General features: G+C 64.1%; 15 protein-coding genes. 9 read left to right on the forward strand and 6 right to left on the reverse strand.

Annotated elements, in window-relative coordinates:
• Window positions 1-18: 18 nt before the first annotated feature.
• From JQ621_RS33245 to JQ621_RS33265, 5 genes are read left to right on the forward strand one after another with little or no spacing between them, the layout of a single operon-like run.
• Window positions 19-753 (forward strand): CpaD family pilus assembly protein, encoded by a 735-nt coding sequence (locus JQ621_RS33245; RefSeq protein ID WP_212241264.1) that lies wholly within the window; start codon window positions 19-21, stop codon window positions 751-753.
• On the forward strand, window positions 750-2,018 hold the full coding sequence (locus tag JQ621_RS33250; RefSeq protein WP_212241265.1) for an AAA family ATPase: 1,269 nt from the start codon (window positions 750-752) through the stop codon (window positions 2,016-2,018). The genes JQ621_RS33245 and JQ621_RS33250 overlap by 4 nt, the downstream gene beginning before the upstream one ends.
• A gap of 21 nt (window positions 2,019-2,039) precedes the next feature.
• Complete coding sequence (locus JQ621_RS33255) at window positions 2,040-3,503, forward strand: CpaF family protein (protein ID WP_212241266.1); 1,464 nt, start codon at window positions 2,040-2,042, stop codon at window positions 3,501-3,503.
• 16 nt (window positions 3,504-3,519) lie between these two features.
• Entirely contained in the window at window positions 3,520-4,497 is a 978-nt protein-coding gene (locus JQ621_RS33260) for a type II secretion system F family protein (protein WP_212241267.1), read from the forward strand.
• A gap of 9 nt (window positions 4,498-4,506) precedes the next feature.
• Window positions 4,507-5,481, forward strand: coding sequence for a type II secretion system F family protein (locus JQ621_RS33265; protein ID WP_212241269.1), 975 nt, complete (start codon window positions 4,507-4,509; stop codon window positions 5,479-5,481).
• 163 nt (window positions 5,482-5,644) lie between these two features.
• Here the strand turns inward: JQ621_RS33265 and JQ621_RS33270 are convergent, their stop codons facing one another.
• From JQ621_RS33270 to JQ621_RS33280, 3 genes are all read right to left on the reverse strand, one after another.
• Complete coding sequence (locus JQ621_RS33270) at window positions 5,645-6,457, reverse strand: tetratricopeptide repeat protein (protein ID WP_212241270.1); 813 nt, start codon at window positions 6,455-6,457, stop codon at window positions 5,645-5,647.
• A gap of 89 nt (window positions 6,458-6,546) precedes the next feature.
• Window positions 6,547-8,058 (reverse strand): metallophosphoesterase family protein, encoded by a 1,512-nt coding sequence (locus tag JQ621_RS33275; protein WP_212241271.1) that lies wholly within the window; start codon window positions 8,056-8,058, stop codon window positions 6,547-6,549.
• Between the two features lie 259 nt (window positions 8,059-8,317).
• Window positions 8,318-8,521 (reverse strand): hypothetical protein, encoded by a 204-nt coding sequence (locus JQ621_RS33280; protein ID WP_212241272.1) that lies wholly within the window; start codon window positions 8,519-8,521, stop codon window positions 8,318-8,320.
• Between the two features lie 394 nt (window positions 8,522-8,915).
• Between JQ621_RS33280 and JQ621_RS33285 the strand changes: the two genes are divergently transcribed.
• Both JQ621_RS33285 and JQ621_RS33290 read left to right on the forward strand, forming a co-directional pair.
• A complete protein-coding gene (locus JQ621_RS33285) occupies window positions 8,916-10,289 on the forward strand; it encodes a leucyl aminopeptidase family protein (protein ID WP_212241273.1) in 1,374 nt (457 codons plus the stop codon).
• Window positions 10,282-11,136, forward strand: coding sequence for a C40 family peptidase (locus JQ621_RS33290; protein WP_212241274.1), 855 nt, complete (start codon window positions 10,282-10,284; stop codon window positions 11,134-11,136). The genes JQ621_RS33285 and JQ621_RS33290 overlap by 8 nt, the downstream gene beginning before the upstream one ends.
• A gap of 125 nt (window positions 11,137-11,261) precedes the next feature.
• Here the strand turns inward: JQ621_RS33290 and JQ621_RS33295 are convergent, their stop codons facing one another.
• On the reverse strand, window positions 11,262-12,068 hold the full coding sequence (locus tag JQ621_RS33295) for a class I SAM-dependent methyltransferase (RefSeq protein ID WP_212241275.1): 807 nt from the start codon (window positions 12,066-12,068) through the stop codon (window positions 11,262-11,264).
• A 113-nt stretch (window positions 12,069-12,181) separates the two neighbouring features.
• The gene (locus JQ621_RS33300) at window positions 12,182-14,674 is read right to left on the reverse strand and encodes a GAF domain-containing protein (RefSeq protein ID WP_312015472.1); all 2,493 of its coding nucleotides are present in this window, start codon (window positions 14,672-14,674) and stop codon (window positions 12,182-12,184) included.
• A 1,480-nt stretch (window positions 14,675-16,154) separates the two neighbouring features.
• Here JQ621_RS33300 and JQ621_RS33310 point away from each other — a divergent pair.
• The gene (locus JQ621_RS33310) at window positions 16,155-16,334 is read left to right on the forward strand and encodes a hypothetical protein (RefSeq protein ID WP_212241278.1); all 180 of its coding nucleotides are present in this window, start codon (window positions 16,155-16,157) and stop codon (window positions 16,332-16,334) included.
• Between the two features lie 192 nt (window positions 16,335-16,526).
• Entirely contained in the window at window positions 16,527-17,297 is a 771-nt protein-coding gene (locus JQ621_RS33315; RefSeq protein ID WP_212241280.1) for an outer membrane protein, read from the forward strand.
• 83 nt (window positions 17,298-17,380) lie between these two features.
• Here JQ621_RS33315 and JQ621_RS33320 read toward each other — a convergent pair whose 3' ends face one another.
• Window positions 17,381-19,012 carry an ABC transporter ATP-binding protein gene (locus JQ621_RS33320; RefSeq protein ID WP_212241281.1) on the reverse strand — a complete coding sequence of 544 codons (1,632 nt, stop codon included), beginning with the start codon at window positions 19,010-19,012 and terminating at the stop codon, window positions 17,381-17,383.
• Between the last annotated feature and the right edge of the window lie 2 nt (window positions 19,013-19,014).

Raw genomic sequence — 19,014 nt, forward strand, 5'->3', positions numbered from 1 at the left:
GGAACGGGGACTTAAGTCATGATCACAACACGACCCCAGACCCGCCACCGCGCCGCAGGCCTCAGTGGCGTGCTCGTCGGTATCGCAGTCGCGCTCGGCGGCTGCCAGCACGACGAGGTGACCACCGCGTCCATTCCCGACGACTACAAGCAACGTCACCCGATTGCGATCGAGGAGCAGAACCGCTCGATCGTCGTGTTCGTCGGACACGCCCGTGGCGGCCTCACCGCAGCCCAGCGCGCCGACGTGATGGGGCTCGCGTCGGCCTGGATGCACGAGGGCACCGGCGCCATCCACATCGACGTGCCCTCCGGAACGCCCAATGCGCGTCCGGTGGCGGAATCCATGCGCGAGATTCAGGCAATGCTGGCGGCAGCTGGCGTTCCCCCGCGCGGCATCATCGCGCGTCCCTATCAGCCGGAAGACAAGCGATTCCTGCCGCCGATCCGGCTGACCTATTCGAAGATCGCCGCGGTGGCGGGCCCCTGCGGCCTGTGGCCGGAGGATCTCGGCCCCTCGATGAAGAACAAGAGCTGGTTCGAGAACAAGGACTATTACAATTACGGCTGCGCCTACCAGCGCAACATGGCGGCCATGATCGACAATCCGTCGGACTTCGAGCAGCCGCGGGCTGAAACTCCGGGCTACACGGCGCGGCGCATCACCCAGTTCGAGAAATACCGCAAGGGGACTCCGACGGCGATCACCTATCCCGAGGCCGAAAAGGCCAAACTCAGCGACACCGGCAAATGATCAGCTACGCGCGTCAGACTCAGGAACAGCAGCCGGAGGCCGCATCGCCGCCGGTCGAGGAGCATATTGCGCCCGCGCCGCGTGTCTCGGTCCAGGCCTTCTGCGAAACCGTGGAGACCGCCGCCGCCGTGCAATCGGCCGGCGAGGATCGCCGTCTCGGCAAGGCGCATCTGAAAATCCAGATGGGCGGCATGGCGGCAGCGATCGAGGCTTATCGGTCTGCGCCCACCCCCAACGTGATCGTGCTCGAGAGCGACGCGCGCAACGATCTGCTCGCGGGGCTCGACCAGCTCGCCACCGTTTGCGACGCCGGCACCCGCGTGGTCGTGATCGGCCGCATCAACGACGTCATGCTCTATCGCGAGCTGGTGCGCCGCGGCGTCAGCGACTACGTGCTCGCGCCGGTCGGCCCGATCGACGTCGTGCGCTCGATCTGCAACCTGTTCTCGGCGCCGGAAGCCAAGGCGGTCGGCCGCATCATTGCCGTGGTCGGCGCCAAGGGCGGCGTCGGCGCCTCCACCATTTCCCACAACGTGGCCTGGGCGATCGCGCGGGACCTCGCGATGGACGCCGTGGTCGCCGATCTCGATCTGGCCTTCGGCACTGCGGGGCTCGACTACAACCAGGACCCGCCGCAGGGCATCGCGGACGCCGTGTTCTCTCCGGACCGGGTCGATACCGCCTTCATTGACCGTTTGCTGTCGAAATGCACGGACCATCTCAGCCTGCTGGCGGCGCCGGCAACGCTCGACCGGGTCTATGATTTCGGCACCGACGCCTTCGACGCGGTGTTCGACACGCTGCGCGCGACCATGCCCTGCATCGTGCTCGACGTCCCGCATCAATGGTCGGGTTGGACCAAGCGCGCCTTGATCGGCGCCGACGACATCCTGATCGTCGCCGCACCCGATCTCGCCAACCTGCGCAATACCAAGAACCTGTTCGACCTCTTGAAGGCCGGGCGTCCGAACGACCGCCCGCCGCTCTACTGCCTGAACCAGGTCGGCGTTCCCAAGCGGCCGGAGATCGCGGCGACCGAGTTCGCCAAGGCGATCGAGAGCCAGCCGGTCGTCTCGATCCCGTTCGAGCCCCAGATCTTCGGCGCGGCCGCCAACAACGGCCAGATGATCGCGGAGATCTCCGCCAATCACAAATCGATCGAGATGTTCCTCCAGATCGCCCAGCGCCTGACCGGCCGCAGCGAGACGAAGAAACAAAAGTCGTCCTTGCTTTCACCGCTGATTGAGAAGTTGCGGGGAAAATAAGCCGCCGCATGGAGTTGTTAAGTGTTCGGTAAGCGTAGCGGAACAGACACCGACCTTCGGGCTCCCAAGCCCGGCGCCGTGTCGCCAGAGCCTGTCCAGGCCCCGGCGCCGACGGTGTCGCGCGCGCCGCCCCCGCCGGCCGTCGCCTCGCCGCCGCTCGCGCCGTCCCGGCCGCCGCCGGCGATGGAAAGCCGTCGCTCGGACAACTACTACGAGGTCAAGGCCACCATCTTCGGCGCGCTGATCGAGGCCATCGACCTCGCGCAGCTCGCCAAGCTCGATTCGGAGTCCGCGCGCGAGGAAATCCGCGACATCGTCAACGAGATCATCGCGATCAAGAACATCGTGATGTCGATCGCCGAGCAGGAAGAGCTGCTCGACGATATCTGCAACGACGTGCTCGGTTATGGTCCGCTCGAGCCGTTGCTTGCCCGCGACGACATCGCCGACATCATGGTGAACGGCGCCGGTACGGTCTTCATCGAAGTCAGCGGCAAGATCCAGCGAACCGGGATCCGCTTCCGCGACAACCAGCAGCTCCTCAACATCTGTCAGCGCATCGTCAGCCAGGTCGGCCGGCGCGTCGACGAATCCTCGCCGATCTGCGACGCCCGCCTCGCCGACGGCTCCCGCGTCAACGCCATCGTGCCGCCGCTGGCGATCGACGGCCCTGCGCTCACCATTCGTAAGTTCAAGAAGGACAAGCTGACGCTCGATCAGCTGGTCAAGTTCGGCGCGATCTCGCCCGAGGGCGCTGAGATCCTGCAGATCATCGGACGCGTGCGCTGCAACGTGCTGATCTCCGGCGGTACCGGCTCGGGCAAGACCACGCTGCTCAACTGCCTGACCAACTATATCGAGCACGACGAGCGCGTCATCACCTGCGAGGACGCGGCCGAACTCCAGCTGCAGCAGCCCCACGTGGTGCGGCTCGAAACGCGCCCGCCCAATATCGAAGGCGAAGGCCAGGTCACCATGCGCGAGCTGGTGCGCAACTGTCTTCGTATGCGTCCCGAACGCATCATCGTCGGCGAAGTCCGCGGCCCGGAGGCCTTCGACCTCCTCCAGGCCATGAACACCGGCCACGACGGCTCGATGGGAACGCTTCACGCCAACAATCCCCGCGAAGCGCTGTCGCGCTGCGAATCCATGATCACGATGGGCGGCTTCTCCCTGCCCTCCCGCACCATCCGCGAGATGATCTGCGCCTCGATCGACGTCATCGTCCAGGCCGCGCGTCTGCGCGACGGTTCGCGCCGCATCACCCACATCACCGAGGTGATGGGCATGGAAGGCGACACCATCATCACCCAGGACATCTTCCTCTACGACCTGGTCGGCGAGGACGCCAACGGCAAGATCATCGGCCAGCACCGCTCGACCGGCATCGGTCGCCCGAAATTCTGGGAACGCGCCCGCTATTACGGTGAAGAGAAACGCCTTGCCGCGGCCCTCGACGCCGCGGAAAAGGCACCGAAGACGTGAGCAGGTCGGCGCAATCATGAACACTCAGGTCCTCGCCCTCTCCTTCCTCGCCACCGCCGCCGTCGGCGGCGTCGCCTGGGTCTTCGTCTATCCGTTGCTGTCGGGCGAACGGAAGGCCGAAGGCCGCCGCGCTTCGATCGCGCGCGCCGATGCGCCCGCGGCCAAGCAGGCCGAGAAGAGCCAGCGCTCGCGCCGCGAGCAGGTCGAGAGCTCGCTCAAGGATCTCGAGGCGAGGCGGGCGCAGGAAAAAAGCGTTCCGCTCAACATTCGCCTGTCGCAAGCCGGGCTCGACTGGACGACACAGAAATTCTGGATCGTGTCCGGCGTCGTGGCCGGCGTGTTCTTCTTCGGCGCCCTGTTCGGCGGCGGCGGCCTGCTCGGCGCGGCCGGTCTTGCCTTTGCCGGCGGCTTCGGCCTGCCGCGCTGGGCGCTCGGCTTCCTGAAGAAGCGGCGCGAGAACCAATTCCTGAAAGCACTGCCCGACGCCGTCGACGTCATTGTCCGCGGCATCAAGGCCGGCCTGCCGCTGTTCGAATCCATCAAGGTCGTCGCCGCCGACGCGCCTGAGCCGCTGCGCAGCGAGTTCCTGGCCATCATCGAAACACAGGCGATCGGCATGCCGCTCGGCGAGGCGTGCTCGCGGCTCTACGATCGCATGCCGCTGCCGGAGGCCAATTTCTTCGGCATCGTGGTGTCGATCCAGCAGAAATCGGGCGGCAATCTGTCCGAGGCGCTGGGCAACCTTTCGAAAGTGCTGCGCGATCGCAAGAAGATGAAGGAAAAGATCCAGGCGATGTCGATGGAGGCCAAGGCCTCGGCCGGCATCATCGGCTCACTGCCGCCGATCGTGATGTTCCTCGTCTATCTCTCGACGCCCGGCTACATCTCGCTGCTGTGGACCCATCCCACCGGCCAGCTGATGCTGGTCGGCTGCGTCGTCTGGATGTCGATCGGCATCCTGGTGATGAAGAAGATGATCAATTTCGATTTCTGACGGTGATGCATGGTCGAGTTCCTCGTTACGAAACTGCATGACGTCCACTTCATGACGATGCTGCTGGCGGCCATCGCCGCCAGCGCCACCGTCTATACGCTGGTCAGTCCGATGTTCGCCGGCGAAGGCCTCTCCAAGCGCATGAAGGCGGTCGCGAGCGAGCGGGAGCGGATCCGGCAGCGCGAGCGCGATCGCCTCAACAAGAGCGAGAAGGTCTCGCTGCGCCAGACGCCGAAGCAGCTCGTCTCCAAGGTCGTCGAGGACTTCAACCTCACCAAATGGCTGGCGCAGGAGGCTGCGCGCGACAAGCTGATCATGGCGGGCTATCGCGGTCAGGCGCCCTACGTCACGTTCCTGTTCGCCCGCATGGTGGCGCCGCTCGTGCTGTTCGTCGGCTCGATCGTCTACGTGTTCCTGATCGCCCATATGGACCGTCCGATGCCGATCAAGATCGGCATCTGCGTCGGCGCCGCCTATCTCGGCCTTCAGGCGCCGATGCTGTTTCTGAAGAACGCGATCTCCAAGCGCCAGCTCTCGATCAAGCGCGCCTTTCCCGATGCGCTCGACCTGCTGCTGATCTGTATCGAATCCGGCATGTCGGTGGAAATGGCGTTCCGCAAGGTCGCCACCGAAATCGTCGGCCAGTCGATCGCGCTGTCGGAGGAGTTCACGCTGACCACCGCCGAACTGTCCTATCTGCAGGACCGCAAGGTGGCGTACGAGAACCTCGCCAGGCGCACCGGCCTCGAAGGCGTCAAATCGGTCTGTCTGGCGCTGCAGCAGGCCGAACGCTATGGCACCCCGCTCGGCCAATCCCTGCGCGTCATGGCACAGGAAAACCGCGACATGCGCATGAACGAGGCCGAGAAGAAAGCCGCCGCGCTGCCGCCGAAGCTGACGGTGCCGATGATCCTGTTCTTCCTGCCGGTGCTGTTCGTCGTGATTCTCGGGCCGACCGGCATCAAGATCTCCGAGCTGCATTGACGCGAGGCGGGATCAGGCCTGCCTCGATCCACCCCCGCGACAAAAACCGCGAAAAACAACCCCATGCACAGTAGCCGGAAGTGGCCGGCTCGCTGCGATGTGGAACGTCGAAACCATCTGAAGCACCAGCGGAAATCCGCGCCGCGGCGCAAGCGGCCGGCGATCAGCCCGATTGGCTGAGGGAAGCGACCGGCGTGCGCTTCGGTCCGCCGCGCGGGGCGACATTGCGGTTCAGCATATCCTTCAGATACGCGACATTGGCCGCGGCCTGGTCGGGCGGAAGGTCCGCCTTCACGATGGTCTCGGCTTCGGCGAAGCGGCCCTGGAGACCGACCACCAACGCGAGATTCTGCCGCACGCGGGCGCTCGCATGCGGCGAAGCGTAAGCCTGCCGCAGCACTTCCTCGGCCTTCGGCAGCTCCTTCGTGAGCATGTAGGACAGGCCGAGATTTGACAGCACGCCGGGATCGCCGGGCGCAATCTTCAGCGCACTCGCATAATAGCTGCGCGCCTCTTCGTGGCGGCCCATCTGGTCGAGCGCGGTGCCCTGCACCGAGAGCAGGCGCCAGTCCGGATTGTCGGGCGAATGCGCCTTGGACAGCACGTCGAACGCCTGCTGGAAATTACCGACGTCGGCGAGCGCGCGGCCATATTGGGCCAGCAGCTGCCTGTTGCCGGGATTGGCGATGGTCGCCTGTTCGAGCACGGCGGCGGCCTGGGAATGCTGGCCGTTGGCGCGCAAGGCCTGGCCATAGGCCAGCGCCGCGTCGGCATCCTTCGGATTGGCACGATAGCGCTCGCCATAGACTTCGGCCGCGCGTGCCGGGTCGGCCGGCGCGGCTTCTGCCTTGGACCCGATCGAGCCGGTCACGTCGGAGAATCTAGGCCCCGCCGCGCAGCCGCCGAGGCTCGCGGCCACCAGCACGATCAGCGAGGCGGAGGCGAGAAGCCGGACAGGACGAAACCGTTGACGCATGACGCTTTGACTCTCGAGCCTGATGATCGAGCCGAACGCGCCAGCAATAGACTGTTAACCCTAATGGCCGGTTAACACGGCAGGCCACCTCACACCGGCGGCAAGTCCTGCGGCAAGTCCCGCGGCAGTGCGCCGCCGAGGCCGAGTTCGAGACCCAGCAGCTCCACCTGATCATTCAGGTCCCGCAGCAATCGCAGCCGCCTCTGCGCCCTGCCTTCGACATCGGCAGCGTCGCGCGGCGGCGTCGGCCATCGATGTTCGAGGTCGTCACGCCTGATCAGGCTGCCGCCGCGGAGTTCGTCGAGCGTCATGCGGTCGATGCCGAGCATCTCGGCGGATTGTTCGATCAGCCGGCGAAGCAGGCCGGCGACTGCGGCCAGCACCGCAACGTCGCGCTTCGGCGCCGACCTTGCGAACTTGCCCTCGATATCGGCCCAGGCATGCGAGGTGACGAGATAGATGTAGAGATCGTCCGCCCAGCTCTGCCCGCCGTCGTGATAGAAGGCGCGGCGCGACAGCAGCCGGCTTGCAATGCGCAGGACCTGATCCCGCTTCAGCGATGTGGACGAGGCAATCTCGATCGCCACCTGGATGGCGGGATCGCGGGACAGGTCCCGCCCCGCCGGAATCCTGACGAGGCCATCCGGCAGATTCGAATCGAGCGTTCTGAAATCGCCGTGGTTGCGCAGCCGCGAATAGCGGGCGATCGTGAACCTATGGCCCGATGGCCCGGCCTCGGATGACGGGCCGAAATGGATGATGTTGAAGCCGGCATCATCGCCGCCCTGCCCGGTCGAGGACGGACAGCACAGCACATGGACCGTGTGCCAGAAATCTTCGCCTCCGCTCCGGGTTGCGCGCGGGTTGGGGATCGAATAGCCGCACAGTCCCTCGACATGCCGGTGGCCGTGCAGCACCAGACTGACATTGAGCGAGGTGGCCGCTTCGAGGAAGGTCGCGGGTGCGGCGAGATACATCAGAGGCTCGTCGGGCACGCCGAGAAACCGCTTACCCTCGCCGGTGGCCTGCGGCAGCGGATGATGGTGAAGCGCAAGAACGCGCACCAGATTTTCCGCGGGCTCGGAATAGTGGGCGCGCCCGGCCGAGCCCATGCTGCCCGCGAGTTCGACGCTCAATCGCGCCGAATGACCGACCGTTGCCTGGTAGGTCCGCGCGTCGATGTCGCCGCTGGCGAGCGTCAGGCTTGCCCTGTTGGAGTCGAGCAGCACCAGATCAAGGCCGGCCTGACGATAATAAACGCTCTTCGAGGTGCGCGGCAGATGCAGATAGTCGTAGGCATCGTGCCGGCCGCCGCGCTGGCTCGGACGCCTGACATCGTGATTGCCGGCGACCGCCTGGATGTCGGTGAACAATCCGGTCCGACGGAAGGACGCGATCGCCGCGAGCGCTTCGTCAAGGGCCTGCGGCGTCGGGTCGTTCACGAGGTCACCCGTGATCAGAAGAATCCGGTCGGGCACATCCGCAAAGCCCGCCATCCGCTCGCGCAAGGCACCGGCAAGAGCCTCGATCGTCGCAAGCAGCCGTCCTGACCCGTCCAGGTGCAGGTCGGATATGTGCGCAATGACAAACGATCTATCCATACTGCGCCGCTCAATGCGAATGCCGCGTCGCCCAAACGAGTGATAAAAATGTCTGCGTCGAGGAATCGGTCCGGAACCAATCCGGATGGGCATCGGAGATTGAGCCGCTTTGCGCCCGATACGTGCAGAGGCGCGCAGCACAACCTGAAAATATCCGTCAATAATGCCACAACCGAAACGCTAGTAAAGCCCCGTATGCGTGAACGGCCGTTCTCGGCGGGGATACGCGCACGAACCACAAGGGGGTCTGCCGGCCCGGTCAATACTCGATGGCGAGGCGCTTGCGAATTTCATCGATGCGCTTGTCGAGCGCATCGAAGCGCGCGTGAACCGAACGGTCGTGAAGATAGAAGACGTAGCCGCCGGCGAGGAACGCGAAGACCCAGTGGTGATGCTCGACATAGCCAAAGGCCGCCTCGATGGCCTGGCCGATGAATGTGATCCCGCTCCAAACAAATTCCATCGCAATTCCTCCCGGCACGCATCGTCTCCGGTTGCCGGCGTTCTCTGCGCATCGGGCAACCGCTGCCGGAACCTAGCATGGCTGCTTCCCTGCGAGTAGCAGCCTGGGTTTTTTGAGCGACCCGCGCGCACGCCTTGTCCTTCGATACGACCGCTTCCGCGGTCTCCTCAGGATGAGGCTGAATGGCCTCTGCGCTCGCTCGAACTGCTGCCACGCGCGCCACCCTCATCCTGAGGGCCCGCCGAAGGCGGGCGTCTCGAAGGATGCGTCACAGGGATCCGTCCCCAATTGCGATCACTCTGCGGCTCGCTGAACGGTGACCGCAAAGCCGATTGCGGCCACGGCAAAACTCTGCGAAGTCTCCTCCATCCGAATGACCTTCGCGGACTTGCCAATGCCTTCCGTCTTCGAGACGTCCACGACCGCCATCCCGATCACCTTCGTCACCAAATCGAGCTGGGAGGCCGTGCGCGAGGCACTGCCGCCGGCGCAACGCCAGTTCGCCGTGGCCAGCGCCTTCACCGCCAAGCCGGGCGGCTATCTCGCGCTGCCCGCGCCTGACGGCGCGATCGCGCAAGTGCTGTTCGGCCTCGACGACGACGGCGCCAGATCGCGCGATCCGTTCCGGCCGGGCGCCCTGCCCGGCCTGCTGCCGCCGGGCACCTATCGCTTTGCCAATGCACCGCAGGATACACGGCTGGCGGCGCTGGCCTTCGCGTTGGGGTGCTATCGCTTCGACCGCTACCGCAAGGCCGACAGGCCCAACGTCCGACTGGTGCCTCCTGAAGGCGTCGACGCCGCCGAGATCGAACGCATGGCTGACGCCGCGATGCTGGCGCGCGATCTCATCAACACGCCGTCCAACGACATGGGGCCCGGGGAACTGGCCGCCGCCGCACAGGACCTCGCGGCCGAATTCGGCGCGAGCTACGCCTGCACCATCGGCGAAGAGCTGGAAAAGAACTTTCCGCTGATCCACGCCGTCGGCATGGCCTCGGATCGCGCGCCACGGCTGATCGACATCGGCTGGGGCGACCTCGCCCATCCCAAGGTGACGCTGGTCGGCAAGGGCGTCTGCTTCGACACCGGCGGACTCGACCTGAAGCCGTCGAGCGGCATGCTGATCATGAAAAAGGACATGGGGGGCGCGGCCAACGTGCTGGCGCTGGCGCGCATGGTGATGGATGCGAAGCTGAAAGTCCGGCTGCGCGTGCTGATTCCAGCGGTGGAGAATGCGGTCGCCGGCAACGCCTTCCGCCCCCTCGACATCTTCACCTCCCGCAAGGGCATCACGGTCGAGATCGGCAACACCGACGCGGAGGGCCGGCTGGTCCTTGCCGACGCGCTGGCACTGGCCGACGAGGAAAAGCCCGACCTGCTGATTGATTTGGGCACACTGACCGGCGCCGCACGCGTCGCGCTGGGGCCGGATTTACCTCCCTTTTACACCAATGATGAGACCCTTGCCGCCGACGTCGCGCGCTGCGCGGTGACGGAGAACGATCCCTTGTGGCGCATGCCGCTGTGGCCGCCTTACGATAGTTGGCTGGACTCCAAGACGGCCACCATCACCAACGCGCCATCAGGCGGCTTCGCCGGCTCGATCACCTGCGCCCTGTTCCTGCAACGCTTCGTCGAACAGGCCAGGAGCTGGCTTCACGTGGATATTTACGGCTGGACCCCGTCGGCCAAGCCGGCGCGACCCGAGGGCGGCGAGTGCCAGGCCGCCCGCGCCATCTACAAGGTGCTGAGCCAGCGCTATGCATGATCCCCAATACGATCCAAGGCTGACACCGGCGCGCGGCGACCTCGCCGCGAAATATCTCGAAGGCAAGGTGCAAGCGGATCGCTTCGTCGCGGGTGAGGAATTCGAGGTGATCGCGCCAATCGCACCGGTCCGCGAGCAACCGTCATCGAACGCGATGCAGATGACGGAAGCGCTGCGCGGCGAGCGCGTCACCGTCTACGATCGCAACGGCGAGGGCTGGGCCTGGGGTCAGCTCGGGAGCGACGGCTATGTCGGCTGGCTGCCCGACGCTGCGTTGATGAAGCCGTCGGCCGCGCCGACGCACAGGGTCGGCGCATTGCGCACGCTCGCCTTCACGGGGCCCTCGATCAAGCTGCCGCACCCCGACACGCTGGTGCTCGGATCGAAGCTCACAATCACGCGCGAGGACGGCAGTTTCGCCATCACGCGTGAGGGCACGTTCGTGCCGAAGACGCATCTCGTGCCGCTCGACCATCGCGAGCCAGATTTCGTCGCGGTCGCCGAGCGATTCGTCGGCACGCCCTATCTATGGGGCGGCAAGAGCAGCCTTGGTATCGACTGCTCGGGCCTCGTCCAGGTCTCGCTGACGTCGTCAGGCACCGGCTGTCCGCGCGACAGTGACATGCAGCAGGCCGGCCTCGGCCGCGCGCTCGAGCCGCATGAGCGGAACAGCTTGCTGCGCGGTGATCTGATCTTCTGGAGAGGCCACGTCGCCATCGTGCGCGACGGCAGCACCATGGTTCACACCAACGCGCATCACATGGCGACCGTGGTCGAGCCGATCGAGCCGGCGATCGCACGGATCAAGGCGGCCGGCAGCGAGGTCGTCGCGATCAAGCGGTTGTAGCGTGCATCTTCGAAAATGCGTCGCGTCTGCTTTACGCTCGGAAGGCGCATCTGAGCGGTCGTGGTTCCATGTCTGCGTCGGACGCAACAGCGGACCAGCCTGATGGTTGGTGCAAGCCTCTTCCGCTATTGCATTGGCACAGTACCTTTGACCGCCCAAGCCACACTCGCAAAGCTGCGTGGGCCATCCGGTTGACCGCACAGATAGGCTTGACGAACACTAGCCTTCACTTGTTCTGGGATGCCGTTTGGCAGTGTCGATAAGAATGCAGCCAATGTGCCTTGGCCATTGATAAGTGGCAGCCAGTAATCATCGAACTCCGCGAATTCCATTCGGATGGTTAGCATCGCTTCGGTAACGTGTTGGAGGCCAGCACCAGCAAATGCGTCCATCATCTCGCCGGGGAATGTCATCGGCCTGACCAAAGCAGCGCAACGCCGAGCCACCGCGCTTGGCTCGATTGCGGCAATAGTATCCCAGAAAATGCGCTGGCTGGGCATCCCGCCAAAAGTGTCCCAGACCGTGGCAGCGACGACACCACCCGGCCGTACCACGCGAAACATCTCAGCTACCGCCTTACGAGGGTCAGACACAAAATGCAGGACCAGCATAGACAGAGCGCGATCAAATTGGTTTTCACCAAAAGGTAATGCACAAGCATCGCCGAGCCTTGCGGTTATCCGAGGGTCGGAGCTCCGCTGCCTCAGCGCCTCAACAAATTGCTCTTCGTAATCGATGGCCTCGATGGTTGAGATATTTGCTCGATCCGGGATCAAGAACGTCAAACTGCCGGTCCCGCAGCCAACATCTATAATGCGTTCTCCGTCCGCGGCGCCAGCGAACTCTAAAAACACTGGGGCCAGACGCTTGCTCCATCTCCCCATGAATTGGTCGTATCCTTCAGCGCCTTTTGAAATAAAGTTGGAAGACATATTTACCTCGGAATGCCCGTTCCGTTCTGAGCGTAGACTGCGAGTGGCATGGCGATAGCGGCGCTTACAACGGTGATGAACTCGCGCCGCTTCATGAATCATGCGCCTACGAATTATGCCTGGCCCGCGCGCGGTAACACGATCCTGAACTCGGTGAACCGCCCAGGCTCCGTCTCCACGTCGATTCGACCGCCGTGTTGTTTGACGATGATGTCGTGACTCATTGAAAGACCAAGCCCGGTACCCTCGCCCGGGGGCTTGGTCGTGAAGAACGGGTTGAATATCTTTTCCTTTACCTCGGGCAGAATACCGGTCCCGTTGTCGCGTATCCGTATCTCAACCTGGCTGCCGAGATTTCTTGTCGCCGCAGTGAGCACCGGCTCGAAATCGGCCCCATTCTCGGCTTTGTGCTTGCTCGCCGCATAAAACCCGTTCGAAATCAAATTGATGAACGCGCGGGTCATTTCCTGAGGAAAGGCGTCGATCGCACCGGCAGCCGGATCGAAATCGCGTTCTAGCGTGATACTGAAGTCCGGCTTTTCCGCACGAGCGCCGTGATAGGCGAGATTGAGGCTCTCATCAAGAAGCGCATTGATGTCTGCAGGCCGCTGTTCGCCGGAGCCCTCGCGCGAATGCAGCAGCATGTTCTTGACGATGGAGTCGGCGCGCTTGCCGTGTTGGACGACCTTTTCCAGATTGCTTTTCAGGAGCTCGCGAATTTCATCTAGTTCCTTTCGCCTCCCGGCCTCGTCGAGTGCGGGATTTTCAAATATGTCGGTCATCTCGTCGACCAGTTCGGCCGAGAGCGCGGAGAAGTTGTTGACGAAGTTGAGCGGGTTCTTGATCTCGTGGGCGATGCCGGCGGTGAGCTGACCGAGCGATGCGAGCTTTTCTGTCTGGATCAGGCGATCCTGCGCGGTTCGCAAATCGTCGAGCGAGGCCGCGAGCTCCCTGGTACGCGTCTGCACTTCGTTGAACAATCGCACATTCTCGATGGCGATCACGGCCTGGTCGGAGAAGCTTTCGACAAGCTCGATCTGGCGTTGCGTGAACGGCTTGGGCTCGTGGCGCGCGAGGACGAAAACGCCGTCGACGTTGCCATTTCGCAGCAGCGGCACGCCGAGCAGGGCGCGCGACATTTGGCCCACCGCACCGTCGACGCCGGCAAATTCGTAGTCCGGATCGAGCAGCCTGTCCGGGATGTGGACAACGGCCCCGGTGCGGGCCACGCGCGGCACCGTCGACTTGTCGCTGAGCCGCCGCGGGTTCGCCCTGAGAAAATCGAGCAGGGCAGGCCCGGCGCCCGAGGTGGCGTGGGCGTGGAACGTATCTCCCTCGCGGAGAAAAATTTCTCCGTGATCCGCCTCGCAGAGTTGCGCGGCTGACGCGGTCAGCGTGTCGAAGACGCCCTGCAGATCGAACGCCGAGCGGCTGATCACCTTGAGCACGTCCGCCGTCGCTGTCTGCTGCTGAAGCGACTCGGCAAGATCGCGTGTCCTGGCCTGCAACTCGTTGAACAGCCGCGCATTCTCGATGGCGATCACGGCCTGGTCGGCAAAGGTCTGCAGCATGGCGATCTGCTGGTCGTTGAACGGACGCACTTCCTGACGACGCAGCAGGATGGCGCCGATGCTTTCGCCCTCCCGGAGCAAAGGTGCGGCAAGAATGCTCCTGACCGCGGTCGAGCCCGCACGTCGCGACAGTTCGCGGCCGTCGGCGAAGTCCTGCTCGGCATCGAGGTCGTGCACATGCACGGTTGCCCGGTCAACGACGGCGCGGCCGGAAGCCCAACCCCGGCCGATCGGCCATCTGTCCGTCTTGATCGGAATCGGGCCATGGTGCGCACTGAAGCAGAGGTCGTCGCCATCCTTCAGCAGGACAACGGCGTCACGTGCCTCGCAAAGCTCGCAGGCGCTTTCGACGATGGCCTTCAGCACCGGTTCGACATCGGTCGGCGACGAGGCAATCACGTTGAGGATGTTGGCACTGCCCGTCTGGTATCGGAGCGCTTCCTGCAGATCGCGACTCTTGGTCTGCACCTCATTGAACAGCCGGGCGTTCTCGATCGCAATCATCGCCTGATCGGCAAACGTCTGCACCAGATCAATCTGACCCTTGGTGAAGGGGCCGGGTTCGGGCCGCGTCAACACCATCACGCCTTCGACCTTGTCGTCCCGGAGCAAGGGCACGCCGAGGACGGCACGAATCCTGTTCAGCGAGCTCGGCGGCATTTGCACGTCCGGATCCGCCTGGACATCGGGGATCAATTCGATCTTGCCCGAAGCGATGACGCGTGACGTAGCCGAGCCGCGCCCTGCCCTTGGCGGGTTTGCCGCCCAATAGGCAAGGAATTCAGGGGTCGTGCTGGACGCCGCTTTCAGCGGAAACACGTCGCCTTCACGAAGGAAGATCGATCCCCTGTTGGCGCCGCACAATGTCGCCGCGGACGTGATGAGCGTTTCGAGAGCCGTCTGCAGATCGAAGTTCGAGCGGCTGATGACCCTGAGTACGTCGGCGGTTGCGGCCTGCTGCGCGATCGATTCGTCGAGCCTGCGTTGCAGTTCATCGATAACCTGCTGGGGATCCTCGGCACGCTTTTCAATCACAGCAATGTTCCGGAGTTACACAGAGGTCGGACCGCCTCCCAATTGCAGTGTTGGTGTATCAGAGCATGGCGGGCGTGCTTTTGCCAGAGGGGTGAACACACCCCGACATGTGCTGTGGGTCGGACCGGTTCGCCCACACAAACCCAGGGCAATCGCATATGGATTTAACTGTGTTTGTCTGCTGGCTTGCTCCGCCTCTCCCGCTTGCGGGAGAGGCCGCCACGCTCGCAGAGCGGGGCGGGTGAGGGTTCTTTCCTCTTGGGGATTGTCCCGTTGCGGAGACACCCTCTCCCCAACCCGCTCCCGCAAGCGGGAGAGGGAGCCCAGTGCCCGATGCCGCCGCATCATGCAACCATATGCGATTGCCCTGCACACAGACCGGATCAATGCCGTTGTTGATCCGTTCGACTCGAGCGAACCAGGTGGGGTCTCTGCCCGAATCCTGACTGCCATTTGTTTGGGCGCGCTCGTCTCGTATCTCTCCACTGCGGCTCGTCCGCGGCGGAAGAAATGCGGCGGCTGATCCAATCAGCTCGGCGCTGGTTGAGGCGGACCTGCGCGTCATTGCCAGTCGATGTCATTGTTCAACTCCTGCCGCCGTCGCGAGACTGCCCCGCGACTGTTCATACAGGATGTGGCAGCGAAAGCGTCGCCGCCGTGATCGCGGTCGCGCCGGAATCAGGTCGCCACCGCCCCTCGTCGAGTTCGCGCCTCAGCAGCCGCTTCCGGTATATCCGGCAGCAGTTGGGGAATTCGTCGCAAGAGCGATTAATCTGCGATTGCGATTCGTGGGTGGCGATGCGGCAAGACCGTCCGAACTGACCGTCGTCAGTGCTAACAAGACGGAGTTGTTCAAGCGCACCGAGTGAAGCCAGTCGCCCGCGTGGCCCATGGTTCACGCCAACGCACATCACGTGACGGCGGTGATCGTGCCGGACATGGCGCGGATCAAGACGGCCGGCGCCGAGATCGTGGCAATCAAGCGGCTGTAGGGCGCGTCGTCGAAGATGTGTCCCATCCGCCAGAAGCGGAAGTCGTATTCTCTACTAGTAGAGTCCGAGATATGGCGCGGATTCGCCGATCCTGGACGAATGATGCAGGCCGCCATGCGGAGGGTGCAGTCGCGTTTTTCTTCATTTACGGCGACACGAAATTGGCTTCGAACAGCGATGGAGGCCACCGCGCATGGGCCGGGAGTTAAGTGCACTGTGACCGTAATGGCGTTTGGGGATCGAGGATGCGGCGGGTCTCGACGAGCGCCGCACGTCTTGCAGCGCTGGCGTTCTCCAGGCGTGGTCATGGCCAAGCCGTTGCCCGGTGAATGACCGGACCTCCTACGTCCGGCCCGCCTTGCGGAAGATCGAGCCGCGCGGTCGCTGGGAACTCGGGCGAACCGGTCTGATGCCCATTTTGGCCGCGTTTCGCAATGATCCGATGAACCTCTTTCGCCGTTTGTCCTCTTTGAGGAGGATTAGGCCAAATGAGCCAAGCGCTGGAGAAACTCTGCCATGAGCTCGCAAGCCGGGTCTTGGAACTCAAACGCGGCCTCAATTCGCCGCAGCGACGGCTTGAGCTGGCCGAGGAAATTCGCGCGACCATCGATACCTATCTCGCCTTCGAGCAGCGAAAAACCAGACTGCCGAGCCGCAAGCGCAAGTAGGGTTCCCCGATTCCGAAGCTTGAGCTGAGGCTCGGTCGTTGGAAAGGTTGAACTATTTTTCCTCGCGCCGTGCCGATACGCGGAACCCCCGCTGCAAAGACATCGCCGCCCCGTGGTTTTGCGGGGACAGCCATGCGGGCGCGAACCGTGTCTAGTGCAAGACCATACTTTAGCGACAGAGGGGACGACCTGATGAAGACACGGAATTTGGCCGTTGCGGCGTTCGCAACAATCGGACTTGCCACGGGCGCCCAAGCTGCCGATCTGGCGGCTCGGCCCTACGTCAAGGCGCCGCCGCCCGCGGTCGCCGCGGTGTACGACTGGAGCGGCTTTTATATCGGCGGCAACGGCGGCTACGGCACCACCCGCAATTGCTGGGACTTCGTGAGCTTGGCCGGTGTACCGCTCACCGCCGGCGAGGGCTGCCACAATTCCGACGGCGCCGTCGCGGGCGGCCAGATCGGCTATCGCTGGCAATCGGCCGCCTGGGTGTTCGGCCTGGAAGCCCAAGGCGACTGGGCCGATCTTCGCGGATCGCGCGTCTCTTCGCCGGCCTTCGTCCTCGCACCGGGCGACCTGACGATCAACTCGCGGCTGCGCGCATTCGGCCTGTTCACCGGACAGGTCGGCTGGGCCTGGAACAACGTGCTGCTCTACGCCAAGGGCGGCGCGGCGGTGGTCGACAACCGCTACTTCCACACCTTCACGGCGACCAACGCCCTGATCAACTCCACCACTGATACGCGCTGGGGCGCCACCGTGGGGGCAGGCTTCGAATACGGCTTCACGCCCAACTGGTCGTTCGGCGTCGAATACGATCATATCTTCATGGATCGCAGGACGCTCGGCTTTGCCGCCGCGCCCGGCGGCGCTGCCAGCACCAACAGCATCGGCCAAGACGTCGACATGGTCACGGCCCGGATCAACTACCGCTTCGGCGGTCCGGGGATCGCGCGCTACTGAGGCCGAGAGGCCGGGTCGACCGGAAGGACAAGAGGCCGCCCACGGGCGGCCTTTTCGCTTTCGCGGCTATCGCGATCATCCGGTCAGGCCGAACGGTCGCCTGCCGTCTCCAGCCGGAACGCGGCGGCAAACAGCGCGCGCGTGTAATCCGTTTTCGGATTCTTGAACAACTCGGCGGCCTGGCCTTCCTCGACCACCTTGCCGCCGCGCATCACAATCAGATGGCTGGCGAGGGAGGCGACGACGCGCAGGTCATGCGAGATGAACATGTAGGTGAGGTCGCGCTTGCGCTGGAGCTCGCGCAGCAGGTCGACCATCTGCGCCTGGAACAGCATGTCGAGCGCGCTGGTCGGCTCGTCCAGCACGACGAAATCGGGCTCCAGCACCACCGCGCGCGCGATGCTGATGCGCTGGCGCTGGCCGCCGGAGAATTCATGCGGATAGCGGTAGCGCGTATCCGGCTTCAGCCCGACATCCTCGAGCGCCTTGACGACGCGCGCCTCGCGCTCGTCGCGCGAGAGTTTCGGCTGATGCACAGTGAGGCCCTCGGCGATGATGTCGGAAACCGACATGCGCGGTGAGAGCGAGCCGAACGGATCCTGGAACACGATCTGCATGTCGCGCCTGAACGGGCGCATCTCCTTGAAACGCAGACCCTGGATGTCCTTGCCCAGAAACACGATCCGGCCATTCGAGGAGATCAAGCGCAGCAGCGCCAGCCCGAGCGTGGTCTTGCCCGAGCCGGATTCGCCGACGACACCGAGCGTCTCGCCTTTGCGCACGGCGACGCTGACGCCGTCGACCGCCTTGATGTGACCGACGGTCTTGCGCAGCAGACCGCGCTTGATCGGAAACCAGACCTTCAGATCATCGGCCGACATCACCAACGGTGCATCCGGCTGCGGCGGCGCCGGATCCGGCTTCGGCTCGGCCGCCAGCAGATCGCGCGTATAGGGATGTTTCGGGGTCTTGAAGACCTGCTCGACCGGCCCCTGCTCGACGATCTTGCCGCCCTTCATGACGCAGACCGTATCGGCAATGCGGCGCACGATGCCGAGATCGTGGGTGATGAAGAGCAGGCTCATGCCGAGCCGCGAGCGTATCTCGGCGAGCAGCGCCAGGATCTGCGCCTGCACGGTGACGTCGAGCGCCGTGGTCGGCTCGTCCGCGATCAGCAAATCCGGCTCGTTGGCGAGCGCCATCGCGATCATCACGCGCTGGCGCTGGCCACCGGAGAGCTGGTGCGGGTAGCTGTTCAGCCGCGTCTCCGGCTCGGAAATGCCGACCTGGGTCAGCAATTCAAGCGTCCGCTTGCGCGACTGCGCGTTGCTGGTCGGCTTGTGCAGCTGGATGATCTCGCCGATCTGCGCCTCGATCGTGTGCAGCGGATTGAGCGAGGTCATAGGCTCCTGGAAGATAATCGAGATGTCGCTGCCGCGGATCTCCCGCATCTCCCGCTCCGACCGGTCGATCAGCTCCTGTCCCTTGAAGCGGATGCTGCCCGAGGGGTGCGAGGCGTTCGGATAAGGCAGCAGCTTCAGGATCGAAAGCGCGCTGACCGACTTGCCGGAGCCGGACTCGCCGACCAGCGCGACGCACTCGCCGCGCTTGATCTGGAACGAGACCTTGTCGACCGCGAGCGTGGTGGTGCCGCCCTGGTGGAAAGCCACCGAGAGATCACGCACGGCAAGCAGGGGCTGGTTGATCGCGTCCATCA

The organism is Bradyrhizobium manausense, from assembly GCF_018129685.1.
In the GTDB taxonomy this organism is placed as follows: Bacteria; Pseudomonadota; Alphaproteobacteria; order Rhizobiales; family Xanthobacteraceae; genus Bradyrhizobium; species Bradyrhizobium manausense_D.

Coding starts and splice junctions, on each gene's coding strand:
- JQ621_RS33260 (WP_212241267.1), top strand. CDS start 3,520: ATGAACACTCAGGTCCTCGCCCTCTCCTTCCTCGCCACCGCCGCCGTC.
- JQ621_RS33285 (WP_212241273.1), top strand. CDS start 8,916: ATGCCTTCCGTCTTCGAGACGTCCACGACCGCCATCCCGATCACCTTC.
- JQ621_RS33250 (WP_212241265.1), top strand. CDS start 750: ATGATCAGCTACGCGCGTCAGACTCAGGAACAGCAGCCGGAGGCCGCA.
- JQ621_RS33270 (WP_212241270.1), bottom strand. CDS start 6,457: ATGCGTCAACGGTTTCGTCCTGTCCGGCTTCTCGCCTCCGCCTCGCTG.
- JQ621_RS33275 (WP_212241271.1), bottom strand. CDS start 8,058: ATGGATAGATCGTTTGTCATTGCGCACATATCCGACCTGCACCTGGAC.
- JQ621_RS33280 (WP_212241272.1), bottom strand. CDS start 8,521: ATGGAATTTGTTTGGAGCGGGATCACATTCATCGGCCAGGCCATCGAG.
- JQ621_RS33245 (WP_212241264.1), top strand. CDS start 19: ATGATCACAACACGACCCCAGACCCGCCACCGCGCCGCAGGCCTCAGT.
- JQ621_RS33290 (WP_212241274.1), top strand. CDS start 10,282: ATGCATGATCCCCAATACGATCCAAGGCTGACACCGGCGCGCGGCGAC.
- JQ621_RS33315 (WP_212241280.1), top strand. CDS start 16,527: ATGAAGACACGGAATTTGGCCGTTGCGGCGTTCGCAACAATCGGACTT.
- JQ621_RS33265 (WP_212241269.1), top strand. CDS start 4,507: ATGGTCGAGTTCCTCGTTACGAAACTGCATGACGTCCACTTCATGACG.
- JQ621_RS33310 (WP_212241278.1), top strand. CDS start 16,155: ATGAGCCAAGCGCTGGAGAAACTCTGCCATGAGCTCGCAAGCCGGGTC.
- JQ621_RS33320 (WP_212241281.1), bottom strand. CDS start 19,012: ATGGACGCGATCAACCAGCCCCTGCTTGCCGTGCGTGATCTCTCGGTG.
- JQ621_RS33295 (WP_212241275.1), bottom strand. CDS start 12,068: ATGTCTTCCAACTTTATTTCAAAAGGCGCTGAAGGATACGACCAATTC.